A 16189-nucleotide genomic window follows, 5' to 3' on the forward strand; every position below is an offset into this window, starting at 1 on the left:
TCTTCCTCACAAGGGATTGATCGAATGCCGCCCGACGAACCGGGGGCTCAGTGGTGTGCCGATGCTTCTTCTGGCGTGAAGAACACATCAGCATGCAGGTCCTCGGACCGCAGCCCGCGTGCCGTGCCGAGCTGCATGGCCGCTTCGACCATCGGTGGCGGCCCGGCGACATAGGCTTTCCAGCCGTCGAGGTCGTGCAGGTCCTGGGCGACGGCCTCGGTCACCATGCCCGTGCGCCAACGCGCTGCCATCGGCGCGCTGGAGACGACGGGCGTGAAGCGCAAGTTGGCGTGCCGTCGGGCCAGGGCCTCGAAGTGCTCGACGAGATACAGATCGCGATCGCTGCGTGCGCCGACATACACATGGATCGGCTGCTTCATGCCACCCGCAAGGGCCGCCTCGACGATCCCCTTGATCGGCGCCAGGCCCGAGCCGCCGGCAATGCACAGGATCGGTCCGGCGTGCTTGTCGCGCAGGTAGGACGACCCGAACGGCCCTTCGACCCACACCGGATCGCCGGGCTTCAACAGCGCGTGGATGCGCCGGGTCGCGGCACCACCGGGCACCCGGCGGATGTGGAATTCAAGCGTTGGCTCGCCCGGCCGGCTGGCCATCGAATAGTCGCGGGTGGGGGCACCCGGGAACGTGAGCCGGGCGTACTGGCCCGCTGCAAAGGCCAGCGGATCGGCCCCTTCAATGGCGAGTTGCACATGCTTGATGTCGTGGGTCGCGTTCTCGATCGCCGTCACGCGGCAGTTCAGACGGCGGTGCGGATGGCGGTGCGGATGGGACGGCGCTTCCTCGTCGCCGCCGATCCAGGCGACGCTCGCATCGGTGGTCGGGATCGCGCGGCAAGCGAGGATCAAGCCCTGCGCCTTCTCCTCCTGCGACAGCGCGAAGCGGCTGTGCTCGAGAAGCTCGACCGAGCCGCTGACGAGGCGCGACTTGCACGACCCGCAGCGACCGGAGCGGCAGCCATGCGGATAGGCGATGCCCTCGGCGAGCGCCGCGTCGAGGATGGTGACGCCCTCGGCCACCGCGATGGTGCGTCCGGCCTGGCGCAGCGCGACCTGCTTCGTCATGGCGCGCCCTCCCGATCGGGACGGGGCAGGCCGAGCGCCTCGATCAAGCCCGGCTTCTGCGACGGGAACGTGCCGTAGAAGACCTGCTCGCCCACCAGGGTGATCGGTGCGACACGCACGCCGGTGCGTGCCTTGGCTTCCATCATGATCTTCGGGTCGGTGAGATCGCGTTCTTCGAACGCGATCCCCTCCCGCTCCAGCCAGGCCTTCAGCATCCGGCAGTCGGGGCAGGTCGGTGTCGTGTAGACGACGACGGGGGGATGGATTGCGCGGGTGGTCATGGCCGCCTCCTCAGTCGTTCGCCAGGCGCGGCCGGGGCGATGCCGCTGCGCTGTGCGCCGTCTCGGCGCGGGCGTCGACCGCCATGGGTGCGCGAAAGCGCTTGAGCCGCAGCGCGTTGCCGAGCACGAACACACTGGACAGCGCCATCGCCGCCGCGGCGAAGATCGGCGACAGCAGCATGCCGTTCACCGGGTAGAGCGCACCGGCCGCGACCGGGATCAGCACGGCGTTGTAGGCGAAGGCCCAGAACAGGTTCTGCTTGATGTTGCGGATCGTCGCCTGGCTGAGCGCGATGGCATTCGGCACGCCGCGCAGGTCGCCCGACATCAGCACCACGTCGGCCGCCTCGATCGCCACATCGGTGCCGGTGCCGATGGCCAGGCCCACGTCGGCTTCGGCGAGTGCCGGTGCGTCGTTGATGCCGTCACCCACGAAGGCGACCCGCGCGCCGTGGGCCCGGAACTTCTTCAGTGCCGCGACCTTGCCATCGGGCAAGACCTCGGCGGCGACTTCATCGATGCCGAGCTGCCGGGCGATTGCCGCGGCCGTGGCCGCGTTGTCGCCGGTGATCATCGCGACCTTGAGGCCGAGCGCGTGCAGCGCCTTGATCGCCGCGGGCGTCGTTTCCTTGATCGGGTCCGCGACCGCGATGATTGCTGCCAGGCGGCCGTCGATCGCGGCATAGAGCGGGCTCTTGCCTTGCGCACCCAGGCGCTGGGCGGCGGGCAGGAAGCTCGACACGTCCAGGCCGAGCTGCGTCATGAAGCGGTCGGCGCCGACGGCGATGGTGCGGCCCGAGACCCGGGCCGACACGCCGAAGCCCGGCGTGGCGTCGAAGTCTTCGACGGGGTCGAGCGCGATGCCGCGCTGCTCGGCGGCGGCAACGATGGCTTCGGCGATCGGGTGTTCGGAGCGGGTCTCGACCGCGGCCACGAGCGCCAGCACTTCTTCGTAGGCGAAGCCTTCGGCGGGCACGAGGTCGGTCAGCTCGGGGCGTCCCTTGGTCAGCGTGCCGGTCTTGTCGAGCGCGATCACGCTCACATCGCGCAACGCCTGCAAGGCTTCGCCCTTGCGAAAGAGCACGCCGAGCTCGGCCGCGCGGCCCGTGCCGACCATGATCGAGGTCGGCGTGGCCAGCCCCATGGCGCACGGGCAGGCAATGATGAGCACCGCGACCGCATTGACGAGCGCGAAGGTCAGCGCCGGTTCCGGGCCGAAGACCAGCCAGACAATGAAGGTCAGCGCGGCCGCGGCCATCACCGCCGGGACGAACCACATCGTCACCTTGTCGACCAGCGCCTGGATCGGCAGCTTGGAGCCCTGCGCTTCCTCGACCAGGCGAATGATCTGCGCGAGCACCGTGTTCGTGCCGACCTTGGTGACGCGGAAGCTGAAGGCACCGGTCTTGTTGATCGTGCCGCCGACGACTTCGGCGCCCACGCCCTTCGACACGGGCACCGGCTCGCCGGTGATCATGCTTTCGTCGACGTAGGAGGCGCCTTCGACCACTTCGCCATCGACCGCAATCTTCTCGCCGGGACGAACCAGCACCACGTCGCCGGTGGTCACCTGGTCGAGCGCAATCTCGACGGTCGCGCCGTTGCGCACGACGCGCGCGGTCTTGGCCTGCAACCCGACCAGCCGCTTGATCGCCTGCGAGGTGCGCCCCTTGGCGCGCGCCTCCAGCACGCGCCCGAGCAGGATCAGGGTCACGATGACCACGGCGGCTTCGAAGTAGACGTTGGCGGTGCCGGGCGGCAGCACGTGGGGCGCGAAGGTCGCGACCACCGAATAGCCGTAGGCCGCCGCCGTGCCGACCGACACCAGCGAGTTCATGTCGGGGGCGCCGCGCAGCAACGCCGGCACGCCCTTGCGGAAGAAGCGCAGACCCGGACCGAACAGCACCAGAGTGGCGAGCACGAACTGCACGTACCAGTTCGTCTGCTGGCCCAGGACGCCCATCGCCCAATGGTGCATGGCGGGAATCAGGTGCGAGCCCATTTCGAGCACGAAGACGGGCAAGGTGAGCGTGGCGGCAACGAGCAAGGCGCGCCGCAGCCCCTGCGCCTCGTGCTCGCGACGCGCGTTGTCCTGGTCGTCCGCATTCGCCGTTTCGGCAGACAGGCGGCGGGACTTGTAGCCCGCCTGCGCGACCGCCGCTTCGAGGTCGGCCGTGGTGACGACCCCGGCCAGGTGGCGTACCCGCGCGCGCTCGGTCGCCAGGTTGACGCTGGCCTGGAGCACGCCCGGGATCTGTGCGAGCGCCTTCTCGACCCGGCCCACGCACGACGCGCAGGTCATGTCCTCGATGGCGAGCTCGGTGGTCTCTTCGCGCACGGTGTAGCCGGCGCCTTCGATGGCTCGCACGGCCGCCTGCGCATCGGCCACGCCGGTGAAGCTGATGTCGGCGCGCTCGGTGGCCAGGTTGACCGCGGCCGTCTGCACGCCGGGGACCGCCTTCAGCGCGCGTTCGACGCGGCCGACGCACGAGGCGCACGTCATGCCTTCGACGGGCAGGCTCAGGCGGGCGGCCTGGGAGCGGGAGGGAGGAACGCCTCTTGGGAGGGCAACGGAAGCCATGGAACTACCCCTTGGATGTGTGTGTTGATGCCAAGGTTAAAGATTGACATCGTGTGAAGGTCAAGGCTTTTGTGCGATTTGATTCATGACGCGCGGGTTCGACGTTCCATCGGCCCCGCCGCAGCCGTGGTCGGCCTGCGCACAGACTTCCCAGCCACCGCCGAGCGCCTTGTAGATGCTGACCACGGCCAGCCGCTGGTGGGTGCGTGCGACGGCGAGCGCGCGCCGGCTGGTGAAGTCGGACCGTTCGGCTTCGAGCACATCCAGGTAGAGGCCTTCACCTGCCGCAAACCGCACCCGGGCCAGACGAGCCGCCTCGCGATTCGCCGCGGACTCCTGCAGACGCAGCCCCAGCGTGGCTCCCGCGGCGCCATAGGACTTGAAGGCGTCGTCGGTTTCCTGCAGGGCACGCAACACGGTCTGGTCATAGGCGATCAGGGCCTCTTGCGTGCGTGCCTCGCTGGCGGCGATCCGTGCGCGCACGCGCCCGGTGTCGAGCACAGACCAGCGGATGCTCGGGCCGAGCACACCGGACAGCGCGCCCGCGCCGCTCATCGCATCGAGGCTGCCCGCAACAAAGCCGATCGAGCCTTGCACCTGGACCTCGGGGTAGAGCGCGGCCGTTTCCACCCCGATGCGGGCGGTCGCCGCGGCGAGGTTTCGTTCGGCCGCTGCAATGTCGGCGCGCCGCGAGAGCAGCGCGGCGGGGTCGCCCACGGCGATCTCTCGAACGGCCAGCGTTTCAGGCGCCGGCGTGGCGGCGGGTGGCTTGAACGTCTGCGGCGTTTCGCCCAAGAGGATGGCCAGTGCATTGACAGAGGCCGCGCGGCGGCGTTCCAGTTCGGGCACGGCCACCTCGACATGGCGCAACAGCGCTTCGGCGCGGAGCCGGTCGAACTCGCTGGCAGAACCGGCGCCCACGAGCGCTTCGACCAGGCCTAGGCTGTCGCGCTGGCTTCGGCGGATGTCGGTGACGACTGCGAGTTCGCTCTCGATGCCGCGCAATTCGAACCAGGTGGCGGCCACCGCCGCAGCAACGCCCGCCTGCACACCGCGCAGCAGTGCCTCGCGGGAGCCGGCCTGTGCCTGCGCCGCCTCCACCGAGCGACGCACGCGGCCGAAGAGATCGATTTCCCACGAAGCGTCGACCACACCGCGGTAGGTTTCGGCCTGGCGCGGTTGGCCGGGCAACCGTTCGACTTCCGCCCGGCGGCGGTTCTCGTAGCTGAACGAGGGACCACCGCGCGGCAGGAAGTCCTGGCGGCTTTCGCGCAGCCCCGCGTTCGCCTCTTCGAGCCGCGCGGCGGCGATGCCGACGTCATGGTTCGCCGAGAGTGCCTGCTGGATCAAGGCGGTCAGCGCCGGGTCGTCGAAGGTGCGCCACCACGCCACCTCGACGGCCCCCGGGACCAGGCCCTTGGCCGGCTCACCGAAGCTGGCGGGCAGTTGCGACGCACGCTGTGAAGGCGCTGCGTAGTCGGGCCCCACCGCCGCACAGCCGGCCAGCAGCAGGAGTGCGCTCAGGGGAAGCAGAGCGGCTTGACGAAGCGTTCTCATGACGGGCTCCCTTCCATGCGCGCTCGGATGCCGGACCCGGGCCGCTCGAAGCGGGCCGCCAGGCCGCGCATCACCACATAAAAAACCGGCGTCAGGAACAGGCCGAACAGCGTCACGCCGAGCATGCCCGCGAAGACCGCGATCCCCATGGCGTGCCGCATCTCGGCCCCGGCGCCGCTGGCCAGAACCAGCGGAACGACACCTGCGATGAAGGCCAGCGAGGTCATCAGGATGGGCCGCAACCGCAATCGGCACGCCTCGACGACCGCATCCAGCGCGCTCAGTCCTTCGGCCTCGAGGCTGCGCGCGAACTCGACGATGAGGATGGCGTTCTTCGCCGCCAGGCCGACGAGCACGATGAGCCCGATCTGGACGAAGACGTTGTTGTCGCCGCCCACCAGCCAGACACCGATGATTGCGCTCAGCAGACACATCGGCACGATCATCAGAACCGCCAGGGGCAACAGCCAGCTGTTGTATTGGGCGGCGAGGATCAGATAGGCCAGGAGCACGCACAGCGGAAAGATGAACAGCGCCGAATCCCCGGCCAGCTTCTGCTGGTAGGTGAGGTCGGTCCATTCGAAGCTCATGCCTTCAGGCAGCACTTCCTTCGCCAGGCGCTCCATGACCGCCACTGCCTGCCCCGAGCTGACACCGGCCATCGCGCCACCCGAGATGTCGGCCGACGGGTAGCCGTTGTAGCGGATCACGCGGTCCGGGCCAGAGCTCGGCGTGACGGTGACGAACGAGGACAAGGGCAGCATGTCCCCAGCCGCGTTGCGCACCTGCAGGCGGCCGATGGCTTCGGCCTGCATGCGGTGGTCCGCATCGGCCTGGGCTGTCACCTTGTAGGTGCGGCCGAAGCGGTTGAAGTCGTTCACATAGAGCGAGCCCAGGTAGACCTGGAGCGACTCGAACACATCCGCCAGGCGAACTCCTTGCGCCTTGGCCTGGGTGCGATCGATGGCAACGTCGAGCTGCGGGGCATTGACGTCCAGGCTGGTCATGAGGCCGACCACCTGTCCCGACTCGGAGGCCTTGGTCATCAGAATTTGCGTCTGCCGGACCAAGGCATCGAGCCCGGCGCCGCTGCGGTCTTCCACCTGCATCTTGAAGCCGCCCGTGGCTCCCAGACCCGGCACCGGCGGCGGCGGGAACACACCGAGGTAGCCGTCGGGAATGCCGGCGAATTTCGCCTGCAGCCGCCCCGCGATCGCGGTCGCGGTGAGGTCGGGCGTCGTGCGGTCCTTGAACGGGTCGAGCATGACGAACATGACCGCCGCGTTCGGCACGTTGACGAAGCCGTTGATCGACAGCCCCGGGAACGCCACGACACTTTCGACACCGGGTTCGGCCAGCGCGATCTTCGACATCTGCTTGGCAACGGCGTCGGTGCGGTCCAGCGAGGCCGAGTTGGGTAGCTGGGCGATCGCCACGAGGTAGTACTTGTCCTGCATCGGCACGAAGCCCGGCGGGACGACCTTGAAGCCGAAGTAGGTCAGCGCGAGCAGCCCGCCGTAGAGCAGGAGCGCCACGCCGCTGACGCGCACGACCTTGCGCACCGTGTTACCGTAGGCGTGCGGTGCGCGCTGGAACGGCCGGCCGAGCGTCTCGAACAATCGACCGGCACGGCCCCGCAGGCTGCGCGGGTCATGCACGACCCCATGCGTGCGTGGGCGCAGCAGGAGCGCGGCGAGCGCCGGGCTGAGCGTGAGCGAGTTGACCGCCGACAAGATGGTCGAGATGGCGATCGTCAGCGCAAACTGGCGATAGAACTCACCCTGCAGACCGCTCAGGAAAGCGGTCGGGATGAACACGGCGGCGAGCACTGACGTGATCGCGATGATGGGGCCGGTGACCTCGTCCATGGCGCGCCTCGCGGCCTGCGCGGGTGCCTCGCCGTTCTCGATATGGCGCTCGACGTTCTCGACCACCACGATCGCGTCGTCGACGACGATGCCAATCGACAGCACCAGGCCGAACAACGACAGCGTGTTGAGCGAGAAGCCCATAAGGTGCATGACGGCGAAGGTGCCGATCAGCGACACCGGCACGGCCATGAGGGGGATGAGCGACGCCCGCCAGTTGCGCAGGAACAGCACCACCACGATGACCACGAGAAGAATCGCCTCCAGCAGCGTGGTGGCCACCGACTCCAGCGAAGCACGCACAAAGACCGTCGGGTCGTAGGCGATGCGCGAGCTCAGCCCTGCGGGGAAGTTGCCTTCGAGCCGCTGCATGGTGGTTCGCACCGCCTGCGCGACGTCGAGCGCGTTGGCGCCTGGGCTCTGGATGATCTGCAGCGCGACGGCCGGCTCCCCGTCGAGCAGGCTGCGCAGCGCGTAGGCATCGGCTCCCATCTCGATGCGGGCCACATCGCGCAGGCGCGTCACCTGGCCGTCGGCGCCTGTGCGGATGATGATGTCGCCGAACTGCGCCTCGTCGGTCAGCCGCCCCAGTGTGTTCACCGTCACCTGGAAGGCAGCGCTGGAGTTGGGTGCCTGTCCGACGGAGCCGGCGGCCACTTGCACGTTCTGCTCGCGCACCGCGGCGATTACGTCGCCGGCCGTCAGCCCGCGCGCGGCGATCAGGTTCGGATCGAGCCACAGCCGCATGCTGTACTCGCCCGCTCCCCAGACCAGCACGTCGCTCACCCCCGCGATGCGCGACAGCTCGTCGCGCACCTGGAGGTAGGCGTAGTTCGAGATGTAGAGCGGGTCGTACCGCTTGTCGGGCGACAGCAGGTGAACCACCATCAGGATGTCCGGCGAGGTCTTCTGCGTGACGACGCCCTGGCGCTGCACTTCTTCAGGCAGGCGCGGCAGCGCGCGCGAGACCCGGTTCTGCACCTGGATCTGCGCCATGTCGGCATTCGTGCCCTGCGCGAACGTGACGGTCAGGATCATCCGGCCGTCGGTGGCCGATTGCGAGGACATGTACAGCATGCCCTCGACCCCGGTGATCGCCTGCTCCAGCGGCGCGGCCACTGTTTCGGCGATCACCTTGGGATTGGCACCCGGGTAGGAGGCCGTCACCTGCACGGTCGGCGGCGTCACCGCCGGGTACTCGCTGAGCGGCAACTGGAAGAAGGCTACGCCCCCGGCAATCACCATCAGGACCGAGAGGACGATGGCGAAGATCGGGCGATCGATGAAGAAACGCGGGAACGTCATTGCGCGGCTCCTGAGGCTGGGGGCGCCGCGGCGGGCGTGCCGTCGATCGCGGCCGGCTGCGGCGTGACCTGCATGCCCGGTCGCACCAGCCCCTTGACGACGATGCGCTCGCCCGGCTGCAGGCCCTGCTCGATTACGCGCAAGCCGTCTACCACCGGGCCCAGTTCGACGGGCCGGTATTCGGTCTTGTCGTCCTTGCCGACAACGAGCACATAGCGGCTGCCTTGGTCGGTGCCGATCGATTGATCGGAGATCAGCACCCGGGCTTGCGGCGCACCGGTTTCCAGCTTGACCTTGGCAAAGAGCCCGGGCGTCAGATGCCCGTCGGGGTTGGCGACCACGGCGCGTACGCGCACCGTGCCCGTCCCGCGATCGCTGGCGTTGGAGAGATAGTCGACACGGCCGGGCCGCGAATAGGTCTTGTCGGTGAGCAATGCCACCATGACCTTGGACGCCTGCGCCCCCTGTGGCGCCGCTGTGGCCCGGCCTGCGGCGAGCGAACGCAGGTACGTGCGCTCATCGACATCAAAATAGACATGCAACGGATCGATCGAGACGATCGTCGTGAGTGGCGTCACACCGCTGGCGACGTAGTTGCCTTCGGTGACGAGGGCCTGGCCCACACGGCCGCTGATCGGCGCTGTGACGCGCGCAAAACTCAGGTCGAGCTGGGCAGCATCCAGCGCCGCCTTCGCGGCATCGACCTGTGCCTTGCCCGCATGCAGCGCGGCGGTGGCGGTGTCGAGGCGATCGCGCGCGACGATCTTCTGGGCAAACAGCTGTTCGGCCCGCGCGTGGTCCGCCTGGGCAAGCATCGATGCCGCTTCGGCCTGGCGCAGGCGCGCCGTCGCGGCATTCAGCGTGGCCTGGAACACCCGGGGGTCGATGACGAAGAGATTTCGGCCCTTCTCGACAAAGCGCCCCTCGGGCACGCTCACGTCCTGGATGTAGCCGGCGACACGCGGGCGCAGTTCGACCCGCTTGACTGCAGTGAGCGAGCCGGTGAACTCGACGAATGGCGTCACCGGACGGACGACCACCTCGGCCACCGGAACGTCGGGGGGCTTGGCGGGGGCGGCAGCCGGTGCCGTTTCCTTGCAGCCGGCGATCACGAGCGCGAGCGCGACGCTCATCGCCGCAGTGATCGGGGTTACGCGTTTGACCTTCATCTTTCTTGCCTTTCGCGACGGGAGTCGATTTGGTTTTTTCCGAGCTGAAGCAGCTCCCGTTGCGTTTATCCGGCTTGCCACGCTTGGAAGGTCAATCGCTGATTTGGACTGTGCGGAGCGTTGTTGCATAACCCCGCAGGACTGGCGCCCGATCGTGGTTAGGCGGGACAGATGAGCAACCCACCGCGGCCAAGTACTGCACGACGAACTGGAGTGAGTACAACGAGGCGCTCAAGCGCAGGGTTCATTGATGGTCTGGCCCGGTGCACACCTTCAGTGGCAGACTCCTGCGAGTGGGCGCTCAGGCCGGCCAGCTGTGCTCTGCGATGCTGCGATCCAGTTCTGCTTGACCTTGACGTGCATGTTTGGGCTGTGCCTGCACCAGGCTACGGGCCTGGCAAAGCTGAGGCGCGGGCAGGAAGCGAGATCCTGAGGGCGACATACAAGCTGGGTCGCTCAATCTGGAAGAAATGGAGCGGCTATCACCGCCGTAGCTTGGTGGAGATCAAGATAAGGTGCTTCAAGAGACTGGGAGAGCGCGTGATGGCACGGGGCGTCCAGAGGCAGGTGACCGAAATGCAGGTATGGGCATCGATCCTCAAAGGTTCGCCAGTCTGGGAGTGCCTGTGACTGTGCGCATGGCATAACTGCGTCTGGGGCAAAGGGAGGCTCGCCCTGAATTCGGGTCATGCAACAGCGCCGTCGAAGTCGACAAACGCTGCCTTGTTGCCATCGAGTAGATCTCCTCAAAGGCATGGACATCTGTGCCGAGTCCCTGGTCTCACAGCTCGAAGGTTTGTACCGCGCTGTCAGGCGACTAAGTCGATGCCTTCACTGCGAACGATACGTTCTGAGCCATTGATGGCAGCTAAACGATGTCGATCGACGAGGAAATGAGCTTGTCCAACGCTTTCCCGGCTTTGACCCCGCAGGCTGCACACCAACGTGCAAATAACAGGACGTCCACGAAATTTTCTCCGCGCTCGAGTTTCGAGACGTACGACTGTCCTACGCCCAAAACCTGAGCTAGCTGGGCCTGAGTGAGCCCTGCCTTTTCCCTGACGCTACGCATCAAGGTGCGCAGCGCTTCATATTCGGCGTGATAGAGGGAAACCGGCATGCCCTCATCGTTAAGTCCATTTAGGAATAGTCGTAACGCGACTTTTCAAGATAGGATTCATGCTGAATAGGTGCGATTCCAAAAATCTCCAGACACATATGACTTACCTGAGCTGGAGTACGCGAGCGCCTGCTTCGCCTGGCGAGGCGGACTGCGGGGGAGTAAGGCCCGAATGAGCGTTGCTTGAGGACATTTCCAGCGAAAACTAAGGAGAAATCACATGACCAACTTCGCCCACTGTCGTGGCTATGGCCACCAGATGCCGAGGCCCGCGCCGACGTTCCCCGAACGCGCTGCACGGCGGGGGATAGCTGCGCAGACATTCACATCAAACACAGGGAAAAAATGACTAGTACGCACATTCGGAAAGTGCATCTCGCGCTGGGGGCGCTGTTTGCAATGCTGGCTCTGGCCGCACCGGCCGCGGAGGGGCGATGGAGCCAAGGGTTCGGCCAGGGCAACCTCGAGTACTTCATCGACGCCCAGGGCATGCGGCTGCACATCGGCTGTCCAACACAGGAGGGCAGTGCCGACGCCGCTTCTAGCGTCACCCTGGTGTCGACAGCCTCCTCGCAGGAAGTGAGAAAGTTCACCGTCAAGGTCGGTGGGCACGCCTTCGAAGGCCCCTTCGATGCTGACAACCGCGCGGGCGAGAACAACTTCATCGCCTTACTGAACGACCTTCGCAAGGGCGATGCAGCGGTCAGCTACGACAGCAAGACGATCGCCTTCCCGAAGAGCAATGCTGCACAAGTCCTGCCGGCATACGGTAAGAAGGGCTTCCAGTGCAACCTGGGATGAGCCGGCGTCGGCCCACCTCATTCCTGCCATCCCTACCAACTCAGACAGTGCCTTGACCTGGCTCGCCTCAAGCGGCTTGGATCAGGGCCGTCTTCACATCATCATGTCCACCAAAGCCAAGATCATCAGCATTTACGTTGCCATCGGGGTGTTGTTCGCCCTCTACGGATGGCTGTTCGGAGACAACTCCTACAAGAGCTTTGCCTACAACCTGGGCACCGGGGTTGTCTGGCCCATCATGCTCTTCCCGGGGCTCGGAAAAATCCTAGGCGCCGGCATCCTCGCGCTGTTCGTCGGCCTGGTGCTCATGTCATGAGTGCCAGGCTCCTGCGTCTGTCGTCCCGACTCGCCGTCCTCAGCCTGCTGATTCCATTGGCGGGATGTGGTCGTGACGAGGTGAAGGTCGAGTTCATGGAAGGGTGCGTCCAGGGCGGCGTCTCGAAATCGATCTGCAAGTGCATCTTCGGCAAGATCGAACGGGATCTGCGGCAGATGCATGCGGGGCAGCGGGTGGAGGGGCTGGGGCAGCGCATGACCCAGGCCACGGCCGCCTGCCTGCGCGAATGACTGGGGAGGCATGGCGATGAACCGCAAGAAGCTGCTCTGCCTGTCCACCGCCATGGCGCTGCCGTTGCTGGCCGGTTGCTTCTCCAGCACCGAGGACAAGGTCTACACCGTCTTCAAATGCGCCAAGGTCGCCACCCTACTGGGCCGGGAGGCGAACGCCGATGCCGCGTTGCGCAACGGCCAAGCGCAATTGGGCGGCGTCCAGACCGGCGCCAGCCAAGCGCAGTACGCGATGTGGCTGGGCCAACGCTTCCAAGACGATGTCCAGTTGTACAAATACCCGCCAACGTCTCAGCTCTCGATCTTGCTCGATCTGCACGGGTCCAGGGCCTGCCAGGCGCTCTATCAGTGAGCACACCCGACATGAAAGACCCCTACGAGGTTCTCGGCGTTCGCCGCAATGCCGGCGCCGCTGAGATTGAGCTCGCCTACAAGGGCCGGCGGACACAGTACCACCCGGACAAATATCAAGGCAGCGACGCGCAAACGCTGCAGTGGGCCACGCAGCAGATGCAGGAGGTCAATGCGGCGTATGCCGTCCTGTCCAACGTGGAGGAGCGAGCGCGGTTCGATGCTCAGAGGCAACAGCCCCAAGGCAAGATGCCCGAAGAAGATGCTCCGAGAGGGCATGCCTCCTCCACAGGGAAGGGCCTTTCGCTGCGAGAACTGCTGGATCGGCAGCTGGCACCCTACGCGGGTTTCTCTCGCACTTATTTCGCACCTGACATCCCTCTCAAGAAGCTGACCAGTGCGCTGCAAAGCTATGGTGGGGAGCTCAGGGCTGAGGACGTGCTGGTGCTCATTGACTCGACCATCTTCGGCGGCGCGAAGGAGGGCGCAATACTGACCGAAAAAGGGATCCACGTGAAGGAACTGACCGCTGCGCCGGCGCGTTGGCACTGGCATGCCCTGCGCACGGTGATGACCGGCGGCACGGGCGTGTACATCAACGGCCTGCGTGTGCTGGACTGTCCGATGGTGGGTGCTCCCGAGCTGGCCCGGGTGTTTGCCGTGGTGCAGGAGTGGGCTGGGTCGATGCCGCAGGCGCATTCCGTCGCCACGAAGGGATCGACAAGGCGCTCCCCGGCCGCGGCACCGGGCGCTTCGCCAACCTCATCGGCATTGCAGCGCAAGTACCTCGACATGTACCGAATGGCTAGAGCAGAGCTGCTCGATCTGTGCGATCACATCGAGGAACTGGAGCTTCAGCTGGGTCAGGACCTGATCGAGCGCAGCAACGCTGCAGTGCATTTCGAGCATCTGGAAGCCCTCATCCAGGATCCCAGGACTGCCGAAGCTGCCTGGAGTGAGTTGGGACAGGTCGCTGTGCTGAGCAAGTGCGTTGTAGCCTTCGACGGCGACGTTGCACGCCCTCCAGCCATCCTCTGCGCGGAGCGGAACGACGACTCGCAGTTGGTCGGTGAACTCCGGGCGCTGCTGCGTTTTTTGGTTCGTGCGCGCGAAGATCTCAGACGAGAGGAGCGGGCGCGCACCGCCCCGTTCTTCAGGCGATGAGCGATCGCCAGCGCTTCTGAACTCTGAATCTGCAACGCCCCGAAAGGGGCTTTTTTACGTCTGGCATTTCTTGCTCTGCCCGGCTGGCCAGGCCGGGCGATATGCCGCTCGTCCGGTCGAGTCGCCACGCGGCTCGACCACTCCTTCCTTTCCCCAAATCTTCCCAACCCCCAATGCCCCGGCTCCGTCTGGGCAGCATTTTGGAGACGCCTATGGAACTCATCACCCCCGAACTGCGCGAACTGCTGCTCGCCAACGGCCAAGCATCGCGCGACAACCGTCACTTCGATCCATTCCCTGTGGTCAAGTGGTTCAACCCATGCGGTGCCGCCACCTGGCTCATCACCGAGTTGGACCCCGATGACGAAGACCAGGCCTATGGCCTATGCGATCTCGGCATGGGCACGCCGGAGCCGGGCCCTGTGTCCCTGCGTGAGTTGAAGTCCATCCGGCTGATGGGCGGCGCGCTGGGCATCGAGCGCGACCTGTACTGGAAGGCGAACAAACCCTTGAGCGAGTACACGCGCTTGGCACGGCTCGCAGGCCGCGTCGTCGGCTGAGCTCTGTCTCTTCCCTTCCTTCTCCGAACCCGTCCAGATCCACGCAACAGCCCGGTACGACCTCGCGGTCGGCCGGGCTTTTTTGCCGTCGGTGTCCCAGTTTTTCCTTCTCTTCCACCTGCTTTCAAAGGAGCACTTTCACCTTGTCCTACCTTCAATGCCCCAACTGCGGCTCCGACCGCATCGAAACCCGTGACGTCGCCCAGCGAACAGGCGGCACGCTCGGCGGCCTGGCCGGTGCCGCCGGCGGCGTCGCTGGTGCGCTTCGCGGCGCGCGCGCCGGCTTCGCCATCGGCATGGCTGCTGGCCCGGCCGGCGGAACGCTCGGCACCGTCATCGGTGTCGTGCTCGGAGGCCTGGGCGGCGGCGCCCTGGGCACCGAGGTTGGCGCCATCTTCGGCCGCGTCGTCGATGACCGGGTCCTGAACAACTGCAGATGCACCACCTGCGGCCACACATTCAGCGGTCGACGAGGAGCGTCTGACGGGCCGTGGTCGCCCCCGGACCCAGCACCAGCGTCGTCACCGTTCCGGCCAACAGGGCCGTCCCCAGCCGACGGCCCGTTCTACGACGACCCCGAAGACCCGGACCTGGACTGACGCAGCACTCGCGGTCCCGGTTCTTCTTTTCTTCTTCATTTCCTTCCTCATCCCCAATGGCACATCTCATCGAACAAATGGCCTTTGCAGGCGACACCCCCTGGCATCGCCTGGGCCACCACCTTCCACCCAAGCAGCCCCTGGAGGTTTGGGCCCAACAAGCCGGCATGAACTGGACCATCCAGGAGACCCCCGTGCGCTACATGACCAAGGGCGCAGCGGACGTCGAGCCCCTTCAGACCCTGGAATTCTTCGCCGAGCAGAAGGTGCTCTACCGCAGCGACACACGGGCCGCACTGTCGGTCGTCAGCAGTCGCTACCAGGTCGTGCAACCTCGCGCGGTCCTCGAGTTCTATCGCGACCTCACCGAGATCGGTGGCTACGAGATGGAGACGGCCGGTGTCCTCAAGGGCGGTCGCAAGGTCTGGGCGCTTGCGCGCACCGGCAAGCAGGCGGTGCTCAAGGGCAGCGACACCGTCAACGGCTACCTCTTGTTTGCCACCTCCTGCGACGGCACGCTGGCCACCAGTGTCACGCCGACGACTGTGCGGGTCGTGTGCAACAACACCCTGGCCGTCGCACTGGGCAGCACCAGCAATGTCATCCGTGTGCCGCACAGCACCAGTTTCGACGCTGATGCCGTCAAGCGCCAACTCGGCATTGCCATCGGGCAGTGGGATGACTTCATGCATCGCATGAAGGTCTTGTCCGAGCGCAAGGTCAAGAGCAAGGAGGTCGAGGCCTACATCCAGCGGGTGCTCTATGGGCCAACCGAATCCGACGAACGCTCTACGCCCGACGCCGGCGCTCAACCCATGCCGAGAGCCTGGGCGGCCCGCAAGGTCCTAGAGCTGTACGAGGGCAGGGGGCGCGGCGCCGAGCTCGCTGCTGCTCGGGGCACGACCTGGGGCCTGCTCAGCGCAATGACCGAGTTCGTCGACCACGAGCGCCGTGCCCGCAACCGCGAGTACCGCCTGGACAGCGCCTGGTTCGGTCAGGGCGCTGCACTGAAGCAGCGAGCGCTGGCGCATGCGCTGGAGCTCGCGGCCTGATGTTGTCGGATCTGCGACCTCCCGGGCTCCTACATCCGAACTTTCCACACGATTCCTCTGCCAAAGCCCCGCCTCTCCATCGACAGGGCGGGGCTTTTTGCTGGATGGGGATTGATTCCAACCCTTGCATGG

16 protein-coding genes and 1 pseudogene are annotated in these 16189 nt (G+C 66.2%); 10 read left to right on the forward strand and 7 right to left on the reverse strand.

The genetic code is table 11. The annotated features are described in order from the left end of the window. Positions 1-47: 47 nt before the first annotated feature. Genes AC07YS_RS05130 through AC07YS_RS05155 form a run of 6 tightly spaced genes read right to left on the reverse strand, consistent with a single transcriptional unit; the run spans position 48 to position 9843 of the window. Positions 48-1082: a 2Fe-2S iron-sulfur cluster-binding protein gene (locus AC07YS_RS05130; RefSeq protein WP_495267420.1), complete on the reverse strand. Its 1035-nt coding sequence runs from the start codon at positions 1080-1082 to the stop codon at positions 48-50. Then, positions 1079-1363: a glutaredoxin family protein gene (locus tag AC07YS_RS05135; protein ID WP_495267419.1), complete on the reverse strand. Its 285-nt coding sequence runs from the start codon at positions 1361-1363 to the stop codon at positions 1079-1081. The genes AC07YS_RS05130 and AC07YS_RS05135 overlap by 4 nt, the downstream gene beginning before the upstream one ends. Positions 1364-1373: 10 nt before the next feature. Further along, the gene (locus tag AC07YS_RS05140; protein WP_495267418.1) at positions 1374-3944 is read right to left on the reverse strand and encodes a heavy metal translocating P-type ATPase; all 2571 of its coding nucleotides are present in this window, start codon (positions 3942-3944) and stop codon (positions 1374-1376) included. 60 nt (positions 3945-4004) lie between these two features. Beyond that, positions 4005-5501, reverse strand: coding sequence for an efflux transporter outer membrane subunit (locus tag AC07YS_RS05145; protein WP_495267417.1), 1497 nt, complete (start codon positions 5499-5501; stop codon positions 4005-4007). After that, positions 5498-8674 (reverse strand): efflux RND transporter permease subunit, encoded by a 3177-nt coding sequence (locus tag AC07YS_RS05150; RefSeq protein ID WP_495267416.1) that lies wholly within the window; start codon positions 8672-8674, stop codon positions 5498-5500. Before AC07YS_RS05150 ends, AC07YS_RS05145 begins: the two co-directional genes overlap by 4 nt. After that, positions 8671-9843 (reverse strand): efflux RND transporter periplasmic adaptor subunit, encoded by a 1173-nt coding sequence (locus tag AC07YS_RS05155; RefSeq protein ID WP_495267415.1) that lies wholly within the window; start codon positions 9841-9843, stop codon positions 8671-8673. Before AC07YS_RS05155 ends, AC07YS_RS05150 begins: the two co-directional genes overlap by 4 nt. A gap of 250 nt (positions 9844-10093) precedes the next feature. Here AC07YS_RS05155 and AC07YS_RS05160 point away from each other — a divergent pair, with 250 nt between their 5' ends. Both AC07YS_RS05160 and AC07YS_RS05165 read left to right on the forward strand, forming a co-directional pair. Beyond that, positions 10094-10276: a transposase gene (locus AC07YS_RS05160; RefSeq protein ID WP_495267431.1), complete on the forward strand. Its 183-nt coding sequence runs from the start codon at positions 10094-10096 to the stop codon at positions 10274-10276. Beyond that, positions 10252-10490 (forward strand): annotated as a pseudogene (locus tag AC07YS_RS05165) (IS5/IS1182 family transposase); the annotation flags it as partial. The gene AC07YS_RS05160 and the pseudogene AC07YS_RS05165, both read left to right, overlap by 25 nt. A gap of 221 nt (positions 10491-10711) precedes the next feature. Here the strand turns inward: AC07YS_RS05165 and AC07YS_RS05170 are convergent. Further along, a complete protein-coding gene (locus tag AC07YS_RS05170; protein ID WP_495267414.1) occupies positions 10712-10963 on the reverse strand; it encodes a helix-turn-helix domain-containing protein in 252 nt (83 codons plus the stop codon). Between the two features lie 369 nt (positions 10964-11332). On the opposite strand from AC07YS_RS05170, the gene AC07YS_RS05175 reads away from it, so the two are divergent. From AC07YS_RS05175 to AC07YS_RS05210, 8 genes are all read left to right on the forward strand, one after another. Beyond that, entirely contained in the window at positions 11333-11764 is a 432-nt protein-coding gene (locus tag AC07YS_RS05175) for a YfjT/YkfB family phage-associated protein (protein WP_495273674.1), read from the forward strand. 52 nt (positions 11765-11816) lie between these two features. Beyond that, entirely contained in the window at positions 11817-12080 is a 264-nt protein-coding gene (locus tag AC07YS_RS05180; RefSeq protein ID WP_495267412.1) for a hypothetical protein, read from the forward strand. Then, positions 12077-12331 (forward strand): hypothetical protein, encoded by a 255-nt coding sequence (locus tag AC07YS_RS05185; RefSeq protein WP_495267411.1) that lies wholly within the window; start codon positions 12077-12079, stop codon positions 12329-12331. The genes AC07YS_RS05180 and AC07YS_RS05185 overlap by 4 nt, the downstream gene beginning before the upstream one ends. Positions 12332-12347: 16 nt before the next feature. Further along, complete coding sequence (locus tag AC07YS_RS05190; protein WP_495267410.1) at positions 12348-12683, forward strand: hypothetical protein; 336 nt, start codon at positions 12348-12350, stop codon at positions 12681-12683. An 11-nt stretch (positions 12684-12694) separates the two neighbouring features. Further along, positions 12695-13846: a J domain-containing protein gene (locus AC07YS_RS05195; RefSeq protein WP_495267409.1), complete on the forward strand. Its 1152-nt coding sequence runs from the start codon at positions 12695-12697 to the stop codon at positions 13844-13846. 212 nt (positions 13847-14058) lie between these two features. Further along, complete coding sequence (locus AC07YS_RS05200; protein ID WP_495267408.1) at positions 14059-14406, forward strand: DUF2958 domain-containing protein; 348 nt, start codon at positions 14059-14061, stop codon at positions 14404-14406. Between the two features lie 143 nt (positions 14407-14549). After that, positions 14550-15005 (forward strand): hypothetical protein, encoded by a 456-nt coding sequence (locus tag AC07YS_RS05205; protein ID WP_495267407.1) that lies wholly within the window; start codon positions 14550-14552, stop codon positions 15003-15005. Positions 15006-15061: 56 nt separating this feature from the next. Next, on the forward strand, positions 15062-16057 hold the full coding sequence (locus tag AC07YS_RS05210) for a DUF932 domain-containing protein (protein WP_495267406.1): 996 nt from the start codon (positions 15062-15064) through the stop codon (positions 16055-16057). Positions 16058-16189 lie beyond the last annotated feature (132 nt).

This window comes from Variovorax sp. GW458-11-26-14-LB1, from assembly GCF_059423965.1.